We start from the raw sequence: 18004 nt of genomic DNA on the forward strand, positions 1-18004 counted from the left end.
CCAGTATCCCGTATGTGGACCGCGCCCGCGAATCCCTGCAACGGATACCATGGATCCCATGACTTTCAGCCAGCACGGTTCCGGCGAGAAGCACCGCACCGCCGCCTCCACCTTCTCTCTGAAGGAGGCCATCGAGCGCGGCGGCTTCTATCCCGCCCTGGTGCACCATACGATCACCGAAGCGCTCGACGGGCGTGAGGCCACACACCAGATCGTGCATGTAGACACGCATTTCGACATGGAAGAGGTCCACCGTCACATCACCGTGGTGGCGCTGGCCGAGGAGGTCGTCGTCGTCGCTCACCTCGATGACCATGACCTCGAGGCTGAGGACGGTCCAGCCTTCGACCACGGGGACTCTCCACATCCCCCGCGCGCCGACACCGTGGCGCGGATCTCCACGGAAGTGGTGCCGGTGAGCCGGATCCGCTCGTTGATCCTCTCCGAGGTGCACAGGCATCCCGAGCATTTCACCCCTGACAGATCACTGGCCGAGGTCTCCTTGAATCTGACCTGGACAGGTGGGGCGCGCTTCGACAGCTACCCCGCGGACTGCGGCAACCCCGAATGCGTCGCAGACCATGGCGACACCGGCAGCTGGGTGCCCGAGGACATCGCGCTGCGGATCGCCGCCACCGCTGAGGGTGACACCGCCGTCGACGAGGCGCGCAGCTTCGTGCGGGCCCTGCGCCGCGCCTGCGTCAAGCACGCCCGCTGAGCGGCGGGGCCCGATGAGTCTTTCCCTCCCGACGCCGCCGGACTACGAGGGCGCCCACCTGCGCCACGTGATGACTTCGGCCGCCTCCGCCCTGGGACTTCAGGGATTCGAGAACCGGCTCGGGCTGCCAGCGGCCAACATCACCGTGGTCCTGATGGTCGATGGACTCGGTGATGCACTGCTGGCCCGCTACTCGGGCCACGCCCGATTCATCGCCTCCGCCTGGCGGCAGGCGTCGCGCGCCTCGGTCCTCGACGTCGGGGTTCCGACGACGACGGCGGCCTCCCTGGCCTCATTGGGCACAGGCGCCACCCCCGGTGAACACGGCCTGGTCGGCTACGATGTGCTCGCTCCGGAGCTGGACCGGGTGGTCAACATGCTCGGTGGCTGGGACGCCGAGGTGGACCCAGTTCAATGGCAGCCCCATGCATCGGTGCTGCAGCGCGCGGCCTCCGCCGGCGCCTCCGTGCTCACCGCCTCGCGACCGAAGTTCGCTGAGTCCCAGCTGACCCAGGCAGTGCTCTCCGGTGGGGACTTCACCGGGGCGGCGCGCATGGATGCCCGCTTCAGCCGCGCCGCGGAATGGATCGCCCATCAGCGGCCCCCCAAGGGAGCGGTGCGGCAGGGTCCCGCCCCCAAGCAGCTCATCTACCTCTATGTCGATGAGCTGGACAAGACGGGTCACCGCTACGGTGTCGCTTCCCCGCAGTGGCTCCAGATGCTGGAGATGCTCGACGCCGAGGCGGAGAGGTTCACAGCCGATCTGGCGAGGCGCTATGGGGATCAGGCATCGGTGCTGCTCACCGCCGATCACGGGATGGTGGACATCGCCCCCGAGCACCGCATCGACTTCTCAGCGCGTGAAGACCTGCTCGCAGGAGTGCGGCACACCGGCGGCGAACCCCGACTTGTCCAGCTCTACGCGCAGCCGGACGCCGAGCCGGGGGAGATCGCCGCCGCGTGGATCGAGGAGTTCGGCGACCGCGCCTGGGTGCTCACCAAGACCGAGGCCTGCGCCGCCGGATGGTTCGGCCCGGTCCAGGAGCGGGTCGCCGGCAGGATCGGGGACGTGCTGGTCGCAGCGCACAGCGATATGGCGCTCTTTCACACAGACCGGGTCGGCACGGGCCCGCTCGAGATGGTCGGGCAGCACGGCTCACTCACCGAAGCCGAACGTCGCGTGCCGCTGGTGCGGCTCTCAGGGGCGTAGACCAGCTCGCCGCTGGGGTTCAGTCGTTCTTCGAACCGAAGAGGATATCGTCCCATTTCGGCATGTTCGCACGCCGGGGAGCAGGCTTTCGGCGGGGCTTCACCGAAGCCGCCTCCTCATCAGGCTGCGCTTCCTGGCCGCTGGCTCCAGGCCGCTCGGCGTCCGCTGAGGGGTCGTCCACCTCGGAATCCGCGGCAGGGGAGCGCTGGGTCTGGTCATAGGCGAAACCCCATGCATCGACCCCCTCCTCTGCGGCGGCCTCGCCGGGAGCCGCCGGCGCATCCTCGGACTCAGAGGACTCCGCATCACGTGCTGAGCGGTCGTCACCCGGGTGCAGCTCGCCGTCCTGGGGAACGGACCCGTCGGGAACAGTCTTCCGGCTCGCGTGATCGTCGGCGACCGGGCGAAGCCGGGGAAGCGGGACCGTGGAATGCTCATCACCGTCCTCTCGGGCAGCGTCGGCCCCGAAGCCGTCCGCGCCGCCGCGATCCTGCGGGTCCGGACGATTGAGCATCAGCGCGAGGCGGTCATCTGCCTCCGCGTCTGCACCGAGACGCTGACCGCGGCGGGCCCGAAGCACCTCCAGCAGATCCTCGTGTTCGTGTCCCTCCCCGCGCGGAGCGGACTCTCCTCCGCGCCGCGAAGAGCCGGCGAAGCGACCAGCGGGGACGTTGGATCCGCGTTCAGCCGTCCGCGCACTGTCTGAGCCGGCGCCGCCCCGGGACTGGTGAGCACTGCCTGCGGCGGAGTGCGTGACGTCAGAACCTCGTGTCTGACTGCGTGAGCCGCGCCCGGAGTCCTCCACGTTGAAGGGGGTGTCCACGGCGGTGAGTCGACGCGACCGCGGGGACTGGGAGCTCTGGTCGGTCTGGGAGGTATCAGGCCCCAGAATGCTCAGCGACTCGGCCCAGCGGTTGGCTGCACGCAGATGACGGGTCTCGGCCTGGAAGACCCATTCGGCGGGCGGCTTGAGTCCGATGCCCGGACCATGGGTCGTGGAAGAGTCGACGTCGAACTCGCAGGTGATCTGCCAGAGGCCATCCTCACGGCGCCAGGCGTCCCAGCTGACCGTGGAAAGGTCCACGTCCATCGCACGCAGCCGGACCTTGACCATGGCGGCCAAGGTCGCTGGAGCATCGCCGAAGGCGACCCGGTGGGCCTCGGCGGCAGAGGCGGGTGCGATCTGCGTGGTCTGCGCACGCTGTGCCATATACGCTCGCTCGGCCTGGACCGGCCCTGCGTAGCGCTCGACATGAGAGGTGCTCAGTCCTGAGGCGGCCACCACCTGGTCCACGGTCGCGCCAGAGCGCAGCCGTGCCTGGATCTCTCGCGGGCTCAGCGGCTGGGTAGAGGGACCTGTCCTGTGGGGTCGCACGGTCGGCCGGGCTGCGGCCTGACGCAGCGCCTCGTCCACTGGCAGCGCGAACTCGTGACCTGAGTCGTCGGAAAGGATGAGCTGCGGATCGTTCTCCCCTTCATTGACCCCGACGATGCGCAGGTGCTGCATTTGGGCTTCCTCCGAAGAACGAGCTGGTGGCTATTCGGGCCACTGTATCGCGGTGGGGTGCAAAAGCGACCGAACTGCTCAACCACTCCTGGAAGGATTGCCTTGCTGCGGTTCTCGTGACATTGTGTGGTCCTTGCGCGAGGTGCATCTGCCTCCGACAAGCGCCCCACGTGTCCCACAGTGCTCTGCAGGTCAGCTCAGAAGACCATTCTCACCGGGTGGATACAGCTCAATGACAGCTCCAGATCGCCAAATGTCAGCCCAGGGCTCAACGGTCGGACAGGATTTGGTCCTGGGGTCCGGATGGGACACAATCTGTCCGACCAGAATTTCCCACGTGTGCTGCGGAACGGGCGTCAGCCCGGTCCGACAGGGGGCCACGCCACTGGGAAATCGCGCTCACTCAGCTTCCCCACGAAGCCGTTCATCGAGCGCTTCGATCTCAAGAATTCGGAGTGTGGAGCACCTCTTATGGCAACTGATTACGACGCGCCGCGGAAGAACGATGACGAGACCAGCGAAGATTCGATCGAAGAGCTGAAGAACCGCAACACCTCGCGTCAGTCCTCCGTGGTCGATGAGGACGAGACCGAGGCAGCGGAAGGGTTCGAGCTCCCCGGGGCCGACCTCTCCGACGAAGAGCTGCAGGTCCGTGTGCTGCCTGCGCAGTCCGACGAGTTCACCTGCTCCTCCTGCTTCCTGGTGCGTCACCGCTCACAGGTCGCTCGCGAAGAGAACGGGATGTTCTTCTGCAAGGACTGCGAAGGCTGATCCGCCCCCAGCAGACGTGCCTCCAGAACCCTGAGTGATCCAGCAGGCGGTCAAGACTCATAGGTGAGGGAAGGCGATGACCGGGCGCCAGCGAGCCCGGTTCACTCGAAACTGACGCCGTGCTCTTGCACGGGCTCCCGCGAGCCCAGTGCCTGGAGCACGGCGTTCGGCTTTCTGGTGGAGAAGATCCAATACGGCGTCGCATCCTGGGGGTCGAGGATCTGCACGGTCACGACGGGGCCGATCCAGCCGCGGATGCACTGGTAGGAGCTCGCATCGAAGCCTGGGCCCAGCTGCTCCCGCGCGGCATCGCCGGTGTGGGCCACGATCTTGCCCAGATGGACCCGCTGGATCCGGGCCCGTCCTACGCGCAGCCACTCCTTAGAGACCTCGATGCGCGGGGTGGTGATGACCAGCCCGAAGATCACCAGCGCGATCCCGATGACCGCAGTGATCAGCCCGAAGGTCACACTGATCGGGAAGAAGATCAGGGAGATCGAGGCCCCCAGCAGCACTCCGGCGACCCACAGCCACCAGGCCGGCCACAGCTTCTCGCTGTACACGGGAACCTGCTCCGCGGGGGAGGACGCTTCAGCACTCAGACCACTCGTGTCACTCATGCCACTATCGTCGCATGTCCGGCGGACCTCTCGGGTTGAGCCCGAAGGTAGACTCGGGGCTGTGAATCGCATCTCAGTCCCCGTCAGACAGCTGGACCCCGGCTTGAGCCTGCCGCTCTACTCCCATCCCGGCGATGCCGGGGCGGACCTGCTCAGTGCAGAGCAGTTCACGCTTGCGCCGGGTGAGCGCCGCCTCGTGCCCACCGGCATCGCGCTCGCGCTGCCGCAGGGCTGGGTCGGTCTGGTGCACCCGCGCAGCGGCCTCGCCGTTCGCCACGGGGTCACCGTGCTGAACGCACCAGGGACTGTGGACGCTGGGTATCGTGGTGAACTCAAGGTATGCCTGCTCAACACGGACCGGCACGAGACGGTGCATTTTGAGCGCGGGGACCGGATCGCCCAGCTGGTTCTTCAGCAGGTCGATCAGGCCGACTTCATGCCGGTGGCCGACTTGGATGCCAGCGAGCGTGGTGCCGGCGGCTTCGGCTCCACCGGGCGATAGACCAGCCGAGAACCTACCAGGAGGACAGGCATGCTCTTCGGCAAGAAGAAGACAGCATCGAACGACGCGACCGAAGAGGTCAGCGCACCCATGGACACAGCGACGGACGCACCAGATGCTGCCGCCCCTCCGGCGGCGTCCTCGGAGGAGTCGAATGCGAGCACGGCCGAGCTGCACGGGCCCCGGGACTTCAGCGAGATCGAGTCGAAGAAGGGCTACCTCGACTTCGGTTCACTGCTGATTCCGGCGGCGAAGAACCAGCAGGTGCGTCTGGACATCGACCAGAAGACCAAGCGCGTCGTCGCGCTGACCATCATGGTCGAGCAGGCGAGCATTCAGGTTCAGCCCTTCTCCGCTCCGAAGTCCGGTGGCACCTGGAACGAGGTGCTCGAGCAGATCCAGGACTCCGTGATCAAGCAGAACGGCAAGGTCAAGCAGGTCGACGGTCGCTTCGGCAAGGAGCTCGCCGCCCGTGTGCCGACGGTTCTCAAGGATGGGCGCAAGGGCTGGCGCGTGGCGCGCTTCATCGGATTCGAGGGCCAGCGCTGGTTCCTTCGCGGCGTCGTGGGAGGCCGCGGAGCGATCGACGCCTCCGCCGCCCGGGCAGTGGAGGAGCTCTTCTCCAAGATCGTCGTGGTCCGCGGCGACGATCCGCTGCCTCCGCGCGAGCTTCTCCGGCTTCAGCCCCCGGAAGGCGCCAAGCGGGTCGCCGTTCCGCGCAATCGGGCGCAGCGTCGCGATGACGCTCCGAGTCCCAACCCTGCAGCAGCCCCGGTCAGCAATGACACCTGATTCGTCCGGGCAGCCCCGGTCACGCCAAGTCTCCCGGGATGGGGAGATGCAGCTCAAGAGCGCCGCCGGGTCGCGGGTCAGGACCAGCTCTGACGGTTCCCTGGACGTGATGGCCTCGATCGGGGGAGTTCGCGGCCTCATCGAGAGCTCGCTGCCTTCGGTGGCCTTCCTGGTCGCCTTCCTGGTCACTGAGGACCTCCCGGCGTCACTGATCGGCTCCGTGGCCGTCGGCGTGGCGTTCGCTGTGGTGCGCCTGGTGCAGAAGGGCTCGCTGGTGCAGTCGTTGGCGGGACTCATCGGTATTCTGATCTGCGCATTCGTCGCCTATCGCTCTGGCGATGCGCGCGATTTCTACGCCTGGGGCTTCTTGATCAACGCCGGCTACCTGTTGGCCTTCCTGGTCTCGATCCTGGTCAGGTGGCCCTTCCTGGGCCTGCTCTTCGGCATCGTGCGGGGAGAGGCGTTCGAATGGCGCAAGGACCCGGTGCGTCGTCGTCGGTATGCGCTGGCCACCTGGATCCTGCTCGCGGTCCCTGGGCTGCGCCTGCTGGTGCAGATCCCGCTGTACCTGGCCGACGACGTCGCAGGACTCGGCACCGCCCGCCTCGTCATGGGCATCCCGCTCTACGCACTGGCGCTCTGGGTCGGATGGATGATCACCCGGCCCGCAGTTGCCCCGCCCGCCGGGCCGGGCGAGTCCGCCGCGAATGCCGAGTCCACCGAGCCCGCAGCTGAGTGGCCGCGCACCGAGGGGAACAGCTGAGGCATCCATGACGCAAACACTGACGCTTGACATCGGTCCTATGGCGCACGGCGGCCACTGTGTGGCCCGACACGAGGGCAGAGTCGTCTTTGTGCGCCACGCCATCCCCGGAGAGACGGTCCGCGCGCGCGTGACCGAAGGTGGGCCCGGGGCCAAGTACTGGCGTGCCGACGTCGTCGAGGTGCTGAGTCCCGCGGACTATCGACGCCGGCATATCTGGAAACTCGCGGACTCCCTGCGCGCCCACGAGAACGATCGTCTGCCCGTTGGCGGGGCTGAGTTCGGGCATATCACGGATCAGCATCAGCGTCGGCTCAAGGCGCAGGTCTTCCGAGACACGGTGCAGCGCATCGGCGGCTTCTCCATCCATGATCAGCACCTGAAGCTGGCGACCGGTGACGGAGAGCTGCATGTGGAGGATGTCCTCTCCGAAGGCCCCTATCACGGGCTGCACTGGCGAACTCGGGTGAGCTTCGCGGTGAGTGCCGAGGGTGCGCTCAGCATGAAGCCGCACCGCAGCAACGAGCTGATCGAGCTGCGCGGCATGCCGCTCGCCGTGGACTCGATCCACGAGAGCGCAATCTTCGGGTGGAGCTTTCTCGGCGCCGAGCGCGTGGACGCGGTCGCCGCGGCGGCCGGTGCCGAGGTGACCCTGCTGGTCCAGGCCCGCGCCGGACTCCCCGATGCCCAGCGCGAGGACCTCTGCTCGAGGCTTCTTCAGCTGCACCACCGGGAGCCGGGAATCGCCAACGTCGTGCTGGTCACCCCTGAGCCTGAGCCGACCCCCGCCCGCGGCCGCGGGCGAAGCACCCCGGGCCGCCGGGGACGCGGCGGAAGAGCGCGCCCCGCCACCGACCAGGGTGCGTCGACGGATCCAAGCCCCGCGGCCCCGCGCCGGGCCAGCTACGCGGTCATCGCCGGAGCCCGAACGATCACCGAGCCGCTTCCGCTGGGTGGGCCGCAGGGCACGACCTCCACGGTCCAGGTTCAGCCCGAGGACTTCTGGCAGATCCACCGCAACGCCCCGTCGGCACTGGTGTCCGCGGTCCATGCCATGGCAGACGTGCCGGCAGGAGCCCGTGTGGCTGACCTCTACGCCGGTGCCGGGCTGTTCACGGCCTGGGCCGCGCAGCTCGCCGGGGAGACGGGCTCGGTGCTCAGCGTGGAGGGTGCGCCAGGGTCAAGCCGCAGCGCGCAGGCGCTGTTCGCGCAGACGCCCCACGTCGAGGTCATCCAGTCCTCGGTGGAGCGCGTGGGCGAGCGGCTTCGTGACCGGGACGTCATCGTCCTCGATCCCCCGCGGGCCGGTGCAGGGGAGCAGGTGGTCGCCTCCCTGGACGCCACGGCTGCCCGGGAGATCCTCTATGTCTCCTGCGAGCCGTCCTCCTTCGCCCGGGATGCGAAATCTCTGTTGGCCCGCGGATGGAAGCTGGGAGACCTGCGGGTCTTCGACCTGTACCCGAACACCCACCATATGGAGTCGGTCGCGCTGTTCACCCGGTCTCGCCGCAGGTGAACAGCCCGGGCGCGGCTGCTCGGCGTCAGGACTGCGCCGACATGACGGGCTTCACAGAAATCTGAAAGAGTAGAATGTAACCCGATTCATCGGCCCGGATATTGACCTGTCCGGGACGGCACGACTGGCAACTACAGAGGAGTCCCGCGTGAAAAATGTGGACAGCTATGGGGCCAAGGGCGCACTCAGCGTCGATGGCACCGACTACGAAATCTTCCGACTCAATGCTGTGGACGGGGCCGAGACCCTTCCCTACAGCCTGAAGGTCCTGCTGGAGAATCTCCTCCGCACCGAAGACGGCGCGAATGTGACCGAGGAGCACATCAAGGCCCTCGCACAGTGGGATGAGAATGCTCAGCCGGACACCGAGATTCAGTTCACCCCCGGGCGTGTGCTGATGCAGGACTTCACCGGCGTCCCCTGCGTCGTGGACCTGGCGACCATGCGTGAGGCAGTGAAGGAGCTCGGCGGCAAGCCTGAGCAGATCAATCCGCTGGCTCCGGCCGAGATGGTCATCGACCATTCGGTGCAGATCGACTCCTTCGGCAATTCCGACTCCATGGAACGCAATATGGACATCGAGTACCAGCGCAATGGCGAGCGGTACCAGTTCCTGCGCTGGGGTCAGACTGCCTTCGACGACTTCAAGGTCGTCCCCCCGGGCATGGGCATCGTCCACCAGGTCAATATCGAGAACCTGGCGCGCACCATCATGACCCGAGAGGTCGACGGCGCGCTGCGTGCCTACCCTGACACCTGCGTGGGCACTGACTCGCACACCACCATGGAGAACGGCCTGGGTGTCCTGGGCTGGGGCGTGGGTGGGATCGAGGCCGAGGCCGCGATGCTCGGCCAGCCGATCTCCATGCTGATTCCCCGCGTGGTCGGCTTCAAGCTCAGCGGTTCCATCCCCGCCGGCGCCACGGCGACCGACGTGGTGCTCACCATCACCGAGATGCTGCGCGAGCACGGCGTCGTCGGCAAGTTTGTCGAGTTCTACGGCGAAGGTGTGGCGGCTGTGCCGCTGGCCAATCGCGCCACAATCGGCAACATGTCCCCGGAGTTCGGCTCCACTGCGGCGATGTTCCCGATCGACCAGGTCACCATGGATTACCTGCGCCTGACCGGTCGCACCGAGGACCAGCTCGCACTGGTGGAGGCCTATGCCAAGGAACAGGGCATGTGGCACGATCCCTCCCGCGAGCTGCGCTTCTCCGAGTACATGGAGCTCGACCTCTCCACCGTGGTGCCTTCGATCGCCGGGCCGAAGCGTCCGCAGGACCGGATCGAGCTGACCGACGCCAAGCAGCAGTTCCGCAAGGACATCCACAACTACGCAGAGGCCTCGCAGCCCAACGGGCATGTCGATGAGACCTCCGAGGAGTCCTTCCCGGCCTCCGACGCGCCCTCGCACTCGGCGACGGAAGAACAGTCCGCGTCCGATAAGCCGCGGGAGACCTCCGACGCGCACGCCAATGGTCGCCCGTCGAATCCGACGCCGGTCTCGATGCCCGATGGACGGGAGTTTGAGCTGGATCACGGGGCAGTCTCCATCGCTTCGATCACCTCCTGCACCAACACCTCCAACCCCAACGTGATGCTCGCCGCCGGTGTGCTGGCGCGCAACGCTGTGGAGAAGGGCCTTGCCAGCAAGCCGTGGGTCAAGACCTCGCTCGCTCCGGGTTCGAAGGTGGTCACCGACTACTACGAGAAGTCCGGACTGACCGAGTACCTCGAGAAGATCGGCTTCTACCTGGTGGGCTATGGCTGCACCACCTGCATCGGCAACTCGGGTCCGCTGGAGGAGGAGATCTCGCAGAAGATCCAGGAGCAGGACCTCGCGGTCACCTCGGTGCTCTCCGGAAACCGCAACTTCGAGGGGCGCATCAACCCCGATGTGAAGATGAACTACCTGGCCTCCCCGCCGCTGGTGGTGGCCTACGCGCTGGCCGGCACGATGGACTTCGACTTCGAGAACGAGCCCTTGGGCCAGGACGGCGACGGCAAGGACATCTACCTCGCCGATATCTGGCCGGACCCCATGGAGGTCGAGAAGATCATCGAGGAGTCGATCGACACCGAGATGTTCACCTCCAAGTACGCGACGGTCTTCGACGGAGACCACCGCTGGCAGGAGCTGGAGACCCCGGAAGGCTCCACCTTCGCCTGGGACGAGAAGTCAACGTACGTGCGCAAGCCCCCCTACTTCGAGGGCATGACGCTGGAACCCGACGCGGTCACTGACATCGAGGGCGCCCGGGTGCTGCTCAAGCTCGGCGATTCGGTCACCACGGACCACATCTCCCCGGCCGGCTCCTTCAAGTCCGACACCCCCGCCGGAAGGTACCTGCTGGAGAACGGGGTGGAGCGCAAGAACTTCAACTCCTACGGCTCCCGTCGAGGCAACCACGAGGTCATGATCCGCGGCACGTTCGCGAACATCCGCATCAAGAACGAGCTCCTCGACGGCGTGGAGGGCGGTTATACCCGCGACTTCACCCAGGAAGGCGCCCCGCAGGAGGCCGTCTACGACGCGGCGATGAACTACCAGGAGGCGGGCACCCCGCTGGTGGTCCTGGGAGGCAAGGAGTACGGCTCAGGGTCTTCGCGCGACTGGGCCGCCAAGGGCACCAGCCTGCTCGGTGTGAAGGCGGTCATCACCCAGTCCTTCGAGCGGATTCACCGTTCGAACCTGATCGGCATGGGTGTGCTGCCGCTGCAGTTCCCCGAGGGTGAGTCAGCCGAGACGCTGGGTCTGGACGGCTTCGAGACCTACTCGATCTCCGGCGTGACCGAGCTCAACGAGGGCACCACGCCGAAGACCGTGAAGGTCACTGCGGTCAAGGACAACGGTGATGAGGTCAGCTTCGACGCCGACGTGCGCATCGACACTCCCGGCGAGGCCGACTACTACCGCAACGGCGGCATCCTGCAGTATGTGCTGCGTCAGCTTGCCAGGCAGTAGAGCAGCTGAGCCCGGGCGTCTCTTCGCCTGAGCGGCTCTGTGAGGAAGGGGCGCCTCGACCTGTTGGTCGGGGCGCCCCTTCCTCTGTCTCACCTTGCGCCTCATCGTGCGTCTCATCGTGCGCCTCACCCCCGCGTCACGCGCCCAGGGGCACCGGGGCGGAGCGGGCCGCGCGAGGTAGACTCGATCCATGAGTATTCTGCAGACCATCACGTCTCCGCAGGAGCTGTCCAAGCTCACCGACGAGCAGATGGAGAGGCTCTCCGCGGAGATTCGGCAGTTCCTCATCGCCAATGTCTCCAAGACCGGCGGGCACATGGGGCCGAACCTCGGCGTGGTCGAGCTGACGCTGGCGATCCACCGCGTCTTCGACTCACCACGTGACTCGATCATCTTCGACACCGGCCACCAGTCCTATGTGCACAAGCTGCTCACCGGGCGCCAGGACTTCTCCACCCTGCGACAGGCAGGCGGGATCGCCGGCTATCCCGATCGCTCCGAGTCGGTGCACGACATCGTGGAGTCCTCCCATGCCTCCTCCTCCCTCTCCTGGGCAGATGGAATCTCCAAGGCCCGAGTGCTGGCGGGGGAGAGCGACCGCTGCGTCATCCCGGTGATCGGGGACGGTGCGCTGACCGGCGGCATGGCATGGGAGGCGCTGAACAACATCGCTGCGGACAAGAACCGCCGAGTCGTCATCGTGGTCAACGACAACGGCCGCTCCTACGCCCCGACCGTGGGCGGGCTGGCGAACCAGCTCGGCCGGCTGCGGCGCGGGTTCTTGGACAAGGTCCGCACACACCGCACCTATGAGACTGTTCTGGACGGGACCAAGCACAGGCTGCAGAACGGCGGGCCGGTCGGCCAGATGGTCTACCGCAGCCTGCATGCGGCGAAGAAGGGCGCCAAAGACTTCTGGGCTCCTCAGGGGCTCTTCGAGGATCTCGGTATGAAGTACATCGGCCCGGTGGACGGTCACGACCAGGGTGCGTTGGAAGAGGCCCTCACGGACGCGAAGAACTATGGTGGTCCGGTGATCGTGCATGCGCTGACCGAGAAGGGCCGCGGATATGCCCCGGCCCGGGCTGATGAGAACGACCAGTTCCACGCCGTCGGGGTGATCGATCCCGAGACCGGGGAGCCGGTGCACCGCGGGGGAGCCCGGTCCTGGACCTCCGTCTTCGAGGAGGAGATCACCGCGATCGCCGACGAGCGGGAGGACATCGTGGCGCTGACCGGTGCCATGACGATCCCCGTGGGGCTCCGCAGCCTGGCGCAGAAGCACCCTGAACGGGTCTTCGACGTCGGCATCGCCGAGCAGCACGCACTGACCTCTGCGGCAGGTCTCGCCTTCGGCGGGCTCCACCCGGTCGTGGCGATCTATGCCACCTTCCTCAATCGAGCCTTCGACCAGCTGCTGATGGATGTCGCGCTGCACCGAGCCGGTGTCACGGTGGTCCTGGACCGGGCAGGTGTCACGGGGCCCGACGGGCCCAGTCACCACGGCATGTGGGATCTTTCGCTGCTGCAGATCGTGCCCGGCCTGCAGATCGCCGCTCCCCGTGACTCCACCCGGCTGCGGGAGGAGCTCCGAGAAGCCGTCGCGGTCAACGACGCTCCCACTGTGCTGCGCTTCTCCAAGGGCTCGGTCAATGGAGAGATCGAGGCGCTCGAGCGCCTCGAGGACGGCGTGGACGTGCTGTGGCGCCCCACGACCAGCTCCGAGGCCGAGACGGCGTACTCCCACGACGTGCTCATCGTCTCTGTGGGCACGATGGCCGAGCTCTCCCTCGATGTCGCCCAGCGGCTCGCCGATCAGGGCATCAGCGCCACCGTCGTGGACCCGCGCTGGGTGCTTCCTGTTCCGGAGTCCGTGGTCTCCCTGGCTGCACGGCATCGCACCGTCATCTGCATCGAAGATGGGGTCAAGGCCGGCGGCGTCGGATCACGCATTCGGCAGTCCATGCGTGAGGCCGGAGTGGACACCGGTCTGAACGAAGTAGGTCTTCCGGTGGAGTTCCTCGCCCACGGCAGCCGCAGCGAGGTGCTGGCGCGCGTCGGACTGACCGCGCAGCAGATCACCCAGGACGCCGTGGGCCAGGTGCTCGGCACCAAGGTGCCCTACGCACGTCCGCTGCCCGGTGAGACATTCCCCACCGGTCAGATCCCCAGTCTCCGCATCCGAAAGGCCTGACCTTGCTCACCCTGTACCGCCGAGAAGAACAGACCTGGACCTACCGCGAAGCATGGTTCGACGAGACCGCGCAGGAGTTCGTCATCCACTACGGAGCGCTCGGCACCAATGGCAAGATCACCGCCGAGAAGGCAGGCTCCGAGGAAGCAGATCAGCTGCTGGAGAGCTTTCAGGCCCAGTGTCGCGAGGATGGCTTCGAGGAGGCTCCGGCGGAATCGCTCACCGAACTTCGACTGATCTATCCGCTGAAAGCGCGGCAGCCCAGCTCCTCTGAGGAGCGCAACGTCCAGACGGTGCATCGCGAGGTGCTCGCTGCGCTCGCCTGGCGTGGACTCGGCGCGGTCAGTGATCCCGAGGTGGAGACTCAGGAGAACGGACACGCCAGCGTGATGCGGTTCTCCACCCTGCACCAGGGCAAGGCCCGCGATGCTGTGAAGTCCGCAGTCCGCGGCTCAGATGTGCCCGCCTCGAAGGTGGAGCTTCGCCTCGGCTGAGACTATACCTTCACGCGCACGGTGTCCCCGCTGATCTCAGCGGGGTAGCTCGCTAACGGCTCCTGAGCAGGCCCGCCCTCGGGCGCCCCGGTCTGCAGGTTGAACACCGAGCCGTGGCAGGGGCAGGCGTAGTGCTCCTGCTCGGCGGCCACTGCGCAGCCCTGATGCGTGCACACGACAGAGAAGGCATGGACCGTGGCCTCCTCGCTGCGGTGCAGCACGAGCTGAATCTCACCGACCGAGGCTTCACTGCTCGTGCCCACGGGCAGCTCCGCGGCAGGCAGCACGTCTGTCCAGGGCACGTCACTGGGCGGGGTCTCCACCGCCGGACTCGGGGGAGACGTGCTCTCGGGACTGCCGCAGCCGCTCAGCACCGCCGCCCCGGCGGCTGCGCCGAGCGCGGAGCTGTGCAGGAAGCTGCGGCGGCCGCAGGAGGCGTGAGTCATGATCCGAACGTCCTTCCGTTCACGCGCTGGCTCGCGCCAACCTGGTCCAGGTACGGGGTGATGCCCCCGCGGTGCAGCGGCCAGCCGGCTCCGAGGATCATGCAGAGGTCGATATCCTCGCGGGAAGAGACGACGCCCTCATCGAGCATCATCGAGATCTCCTCGGCCAACGCGTCCTGCACGATGATGAGCAGCTCCTCTGCGCTGCGCGGCGAGCTGCCGAAGCGCAACAGCTCACGGGTGCTGTCCTTGATATACGGTTGGCCGGCCTCGTCGGTGCTCCAGATCTCGGTGACCCCGGAGTCGATGAGCCGCTGCAGGTTCGCCGAGACGTGGAACCGCTCACCGAAGCTGCTGTGCAGCGACTCGGTGACATGCTGCGCCACGGGGATCCCCACCATGGCGAGCAGGGTGAACGGGCTCATCGGCAGTCCGATGGGCCGCAGCGCGGCATCAGCCGTGGCCGCATCGGTTCCCTCGTCGAAGGCCCGCTGCACCTCCGCCATCAGACGCAGGAGCACGCGGTTGACCACGAACGCGGTGGAGTCGCTGGTGAGCACCGGGGTCTTGCGCAGGCCTGAGGCGAGCTGGAAGGCCGTGGCGATGGGAACATCCGCGGTCTGCGGCGCACGAGCGATCTCGACCAGCGGCATGGCCGCCACCGGGTTGAAGAAGTGGAAGCCGATGACCCGTTCCGGGTGCCGAAGGTCAGCGGCCATCTCTGTCACCGAGAGCGAGGAGGTGTTGGTCGCGAGGATGGTCTGGGCCGGTACGATCCGCTCCAGCTCCGCGAAGACCTGCTTCTTCACACCGATCTCCTCGAAGACCGCCTCGATCACGAAATCGGCGTCGGCATACACGGACTTGTCAGTGGACCCGGTGATCAGACCCTGTACCGCGGCAGCCTGCTCAGGATTGAGCCGGCCCTTCTCCGCGAGCCTGCCGATCTGCGACTCGATATGCGCGAGCCCCTTGTCCACCCGGGACTGGTCCACATCGGTGAGCACCACAGGGACCTTGAGCTGCTGTGCAAAGACCATGGCCAGCTGGCATGCCATCAGACCGGCGCCGACGACGCCGACTTTGGCGATGCTGTGGGGAGCCGCTTCGGGAACTCCCGCGGGACGTTTGGCTCGCTTCTGCAGCAGGCCCAGGAAGGAGTACACAGTGTTGCGGAACTCGTCGGTGAGCATCAGCTCACCGAGCGCGATGCATTCGGCCTCGCGACTCTGCTCGCGGCTGCGCTCCGGCACCCGGCGGAAGAGCTCGAGGGCGCGCAGCGGGGCCGGAGCAGTGTCTCCCAGCTTCGCGGCGACGGTGCGCTCGGCTGACGCGATCGCGCGCTCCCAGGCCTCGGGAGTGTCGTCGTGGCTGCGGTGCGCGGCCAGCGCGTCGGTGGTGGTGGGGTCTGCGCTGATGATGCGCGCTGCGTAGTCCAGGCTGTCCGCCTCGAAGTTCTCAGCGTCCAGGAGCTGGTCGGCGATGCCCAGCGAAAAGACATTGCCTCCGGTGAGTGTGCGATTGTTGCTCAGCGCGTTGGAGAAGATGACCTGGACCGCCGCCTCGGGACCGATGAGCCGCGGCAGCCGGTACACGCCGCCCCAGCCGGGGACCAGCCCCAGGAAAGCCTCTGGCAGCCCGACTCCCTTGGCCGCTGCGGACACGGTGCGATGTTGGGCCGCCAGTGCGATCTCCAGCCCACCGCCGAGGGCGGTGCCGTTGATGAACGCGAAGCTCGGGACGGGGAAGTCCTCCAGAAGTCGGTAGGCCTGGTGTCCCAGGTCCGCCATGGCGTAGGAGTGATCTGCGGAGTCCACGCGCTCTGCGGCCCCGAGATCGGCTCCGGCGGCCAACACCCCTGGCTTGCCGATCACACCGACACCGGAGATCTCACCGGCGCGAGCCCGCGGCAGCGCGGCGGCGAGCGTCTCGCCGAACTCAATCAGGCTGCTGGGGCCCAGCGTGGACGGACGCTTGGGACGGTCATTGTCCAGCCGGATGAGCAGGAACGTGCCCGCCCCGTGAGGAAGCTCGATGTCCTCGACCCGACTGTGGGTGATGACCTCATCGCCGAAGACCGATGCAAGGTCGGTGAACCTGGAGAAGTCCAGGGCGTCTTCCGGGATGTCGTGGGCGTGCGCTGCTGCCATGTCGTGGCCTCCGTGACGTGAGGGTGAGCGCGGGCATCCCGCGCCTCGGATGAGTCTCAGCTCACATACTACCCGCGGGTAACCACGGGGGAAACCGAAGTCGATGCGGAATTCGGACCGGTCCTCAGAAGGCGTCCAGGGGCTCCGGATCCAGCATCGCCACGGTCACGATGGCAGCGCACTGCGCAATCTGCCATTCCCGTGCACCGAGCTCACGCAGCGCATCACTGACGCCGTTCAGGTCGATGACCTCAGGTGGCGTCCAGCACAGCTGTTTGAGCACCGCAGGAGTCAGCAGCGTCTCGGGCATGAGGTCGAGCTCATCGGCGTGGTGGGTGAGCCAGTCACGAGCGGTTCGATAGCGCCGGAAGGCGAGCGGATTGCGATCCTTCCACGCCCGGGGCGGAGGCGGTCCTGCCGCGCGGCGCTGCGCGGGAGGAAGATCCTCATCCTTGCTCCCTGACTCGATGGCGCGCAGCCATTTCGGGGCTTCCCGCTTGGCGGCGCGTCCATGGAAACCACGGACGCCGAGCAGCTGCGGAACCGTCCGCGGCATGGCATCGGCGGCCGCGACCAGTGCAGAATCCGGAAGGATGTGACCGGGGGAGACGTCTTTGGACTCCGCCATGTTCTCCCGCGCGGCCCAGAGCTCGCGCAGCACCGCAAGTTTGCGCGGTGACTTCAGCTTGTTGACACCCGAGGCCTTGCGCCACCGCTCGCTGCGCGGCATGGTCACTGGGCGGTGGGTGCGCAGATATTCGAACTCCTCCTGCGCCCAATCCAGCTTTCCCTGCTCACGCAGCAGGTCGAGCAGCCGCTCACGCAGCGGGATCAGCAGGTCGACGTCGAGTGCGGCATAGCGCAGCCAGTCCTGGGGAAGCGGGCGCTTGGACCAGTCGGCGGCTGAGTGCTCCTTGGCCAGGCGCACCTCGAGCAGCGACTCGACGACGGCGCCCAGGCTCACCCGGGGAAGTCCGCTCAGCCGAGCGGCGAGCTCCGTGTCAAAGAGGCGGTGCGGGTGCATGCCGAGCTCGGCCAGACAGGGAAGGTCCTGCGTGGCTGCATGCAGAATCCACTCGACGTCCTGGAGGGCCTCCTGCACTGGAGCGAGCGTGCTGAAGGGCTCGGGGTCGATGAGCCAGAGGCCGGAGCCTTCGCGCTTGAGCTGGACCAGGAAGGCGCGCTGACCATAGCGGAAGCCCGAGGCGCGTTCTGCGTCCACGGCCACTGGACCGATGCCTTGGGCCAGGGCCTCGGCGCAGCGCTGCAGTCCCCGTTCGGTGTCGATGACGAAGGGGACCCCGTCTTCGGGCTCGGTCAGCAGCGGCGGCGGTACCGCTTCGGGGGCGTCCATCG

Annotated in this window: 15 protein-coding genes; 10 read left to right on the forward strand and 5 right to left on the reverse strand. The window is 67.0% G+C overall.

The features are described from left to right. Positions 1–58: 58 nt before the first annotated feature. Both IY716_RS01090 and IY716_RS01095 read left to right on the forward strand, forming a co-directional pair. Complete coding sequence (locus IY716_RS01090) at positions 59–718, forward strand: DUF5998 family protein (RefSeq protein WP_218219822.1); 660 nt, start codon at positions 59–61, stop codon at positions 716–718. Positions 719–731: 13 nt separating this feature from the next. Further along, complete coding sequence (locus IY716_RS01095; RefSeq protein ID WP_218219823.1) at positions 732–1928, forward strand: alkaline phosphatase family protein; 1197 nt, start codon at positions 732–734, stop codon at positions 1926–1928. Between the two features lie 19 nt (positions 1929–1947). Here IY716_RS01095 and sepH read toward each other — a convergent pair whose 3' ends face one another. Continuing rightward, positions 1948–3435, reverse strand: a complete 1488-nt coding sequence (gene sepH / locus IY716_RS01100) for a septation protein SepH (protein WP_218219824.1) — start codon at positions 3433–3435, stop codon at positions 1948–1950. 471 nt (positions 3436–3906) lie between these two features. On the opposite strand from sepH, the gene IY716_RS01105 reads away from it, so the two are divergent. After that, complete coding sequence (locus IY716_RS01105) at positions 3907–4206, forward strand: DUF4193 domain-containing protein (RefSeq protein WP_036475539.1); 300 nt, start codon at positions 3907–3909, stop codon at positions 4204–4206. Between the two features lie 101 nt (positions 4207–4307). On the opposite strand, the gene IY716_RS01110 is transcribed toward IY716_RS01105, so the two are convergent. Continuing rightward, the gene (locus IY716_RS01110; RefSeq protein ID WP_218219825.1) at positions 4308–4826 is read right to left on the reverse strand and encodes a DUF3093 domain-containing protein; all 519 of its coding nucleotides are present in this window, start codon (positions 4824–4826) and stop codon (positions 4308–4310) included. A gap of 61 nt (positions 4827–4887) precedes the next feature. On the opposite strand from IY716_RS01110, the gene dut reads away from it, so the two are divergent. From dut to IY716_RS01145, 7 genes are all read left to right on the forward strand, one after another. Then, entirely contained in the window at positions 4888–5328 is a 441-nt protein-coding gene (gene dut / locus IY716_RS01115) for a dUTP diphosphatase (protein ID WP_369699544.1), read from the forward strand. Positions 5329–5358: 30 nt separating this feature from the next. Beyond that, positions 5359–6120: a DUF3710 domain-containing protein gene (locus IY716_RS01120; RefSeq protein WP_218219827.1), complete on the forward strand. Its 762-nt coding sequence runs from the start codon at positions 5359–5361 to the stop codon at positions 6118–6120. Positions 6121–6166: 46 nt separating this feature from the next. Further along, complete coding sequence (locus IY716_RS01125; protein ID WP_255316383.1) at positions 6167–6883, forward strand: DUF3159 domain-containing protein; 717 nt, start codon at positions 6167–6169, stop codon at positions 6881–6883. 7 nt (positions 6884–6890) lie between these two features. Next, positions 6891–8399, forward strand: coding sequence for a class I SAM-dependent RNA methyltransferase (locus IY716_RS01130; protein ID WP_255316384.1), 1509 nt, complete (start codon positions 6891–6893; stop codon positions 8397–8399). Positions 8400–8547: 148 nt separating this feature from the next. Continuing rightward, positions 8548–11364 (forward strand): aconitate hydratase, encoded by a 2817-nt coding sequence (locus IY716_RS01135; protein WP_218219829.1) that lies wholly within the window; start codon positions 8548–8550, stop codon positions 11362–11364. 190 nt (positions 11365–11554) lie between these two features. Beyond that, the gene (gene dxs / locus IY716_RS01140) at positions 11555–13558 is read left to right on the forward strand and encodes a 1-deoxy-D-xylulose-5-phosphate synthase (protein ID WP_218219830.1); all 2004 of its coding nucleotides are present in this window, start codon (positions 11555–11557) and stop codon (positions 13556–13558) included. 2 nt (positions 13559–13560) lie between these two features. Beyond that, a complete protein-coding gene (locus IY716_RS01145) occupies positions 13561–14052 on the forward strand; it encodes a hypothetical protein (protein ID WP_218219831.1) in 492 nt (163 codons plus the stop codon). Positions 14053–14054: 2 nt separating this feature from the next. On the opposite strand, the gene IY716_RS13625 is transcribed toward IY716_RS01145, so the two are convergent. From IY716_RS13625 to IY716_RS01160, 3 genes are all read right to left on the reverse strand, one after another. After that, positions 14055–14498, reverse strand: a complete 444-nt coding sequence (locus IY716_RS13625) for a Rieske (2Fe-2S) protein (RefSeq protein ID WP_255316385.1) — start codon at positions 14496–14498, stop codon at positions 14055–14057. Then, entirely contained in the window at positions 14495–16648 is a 2154-nt protein-coding gene (locus tag IY716_RS01155) for a 3-hydroxyacyl-CoA dehydrogenase NAD-binding domain-containing protein (RefSeq protein WP_218219832.1), read from the reverse strand. Before IY716_RS01155 ends, IY716_RS13625 begins: the two co-directional genes overlap by 4 nt. Before the next feature lie 124 nt (positions 16649–16772). Further along, the gene (locus tag IY716_RS01160) at positions 16773–18002 is read right to left on the reverse strand and encodes an HRDC domain-containing protein (protein ID WP_218221330.1); all 1230 of its coding nucleotides are present in this window, start codon (positions 18000–18002) and stop codon (positions 16773–16775) included. Positions 18003–18004: the final 2 nt, after the last annotated feature.

The organism is Nesterenkonia sp. Act20, assembly GCF_019173455.1.
Classification (GTDB): domain Bacteria; phylum Actinomycetota; class Actinomycetes; order Actinomycetales; family Micrococcaceae; genus Nesterenkonia.

Excerpts from the sequence above, each read along its gene's own strand:
- dxs (WP_218219830.1), top strand. The coding sequence starts at position 11,555 with ATGAGTATTCTGCAGACCATCACGTCTCCGCAGGAGCTGTCCAAGCTC.
- sepH (WP_218219824.1), bottom strand. The coding sequence starts at position 3,435 with ATGCAGCACCTGCGCATCGTCGGGGTCAATGAAGGGGAGAACGATCCG.
- IY716_RS01130 (WP_255316384.1), top strand. The coding sequence starts at position 6,891 with ATGACGCAAACACTGACGCTTGACATCGGTCCTATGGCGCACGGCGGC.
- IY716_RS01110 (WP_218219825.1), bottom strand. The coding sequence starts at position 4,826 with ATGAGTGACACGAGTGGTCTGAGTGCTGAAGCGTCCTCCCCCGCGGAG.
- IY716_RS01155 (WP_218219832.1), bottom strand. The coding sequence starts at position 16,648 with ATGGCAGCAGCGCACGCCCACGACATCCCGGAAGACGCCCTGGACTTC.
- IY716_RS01125 (WP_255316383.1), top strand. The coding sequence starts at position 6,167 with ATGCAGCTCAAGAGCGCCGCCGGGTCGCGGGTCAGGACCAGCTCTGAC.
- IY716_RS01090 (WP_218219822.1), top strand. The coding sequence starts at position 59 with ATGACTTTCAGCCAGCACGGTTCCGGCGAGAAGCACCGCACCGCCGCC.
- IY716_RS01120 (WP_218219827.1), top strand. The coding sequence starts at position 5,359 with ATGCTCTTCGGCAAGAAGAAGACAGCATCGAACGACGCGACCGAAGAG.
- IY716_RS01105 (WP_036475539.1), top strand. The coding sequence starts at position 3,907 with ATGGCAACTGATTACGACGCGCCGCGGAAGAACGATGACGAGACCAGC.
- IY716_RS01095 (WP_218219823.1), top strand. The coding sequence starts at position 732 with ATGAGTCTTTCCCTCCCGACGCCGCCGGACTACGAGGGCGCCCACCTG.
- IY716_RS13625 (WP_255316385.1), bottom strand. The coding sequence starts at position 14,498 with ATGACTCACGCCTCCTGCGGCCGCCGCAGCTTCCTGCACAGCTCCGCG.
- IY716_RS01160 (WP_218221330.1), bottom strand. The coding sequence starts at position 18,002 with ATGGACGCCCCCGAAGCGGTACCGCCGCCGCTGCTGACCGAGCCCGAA.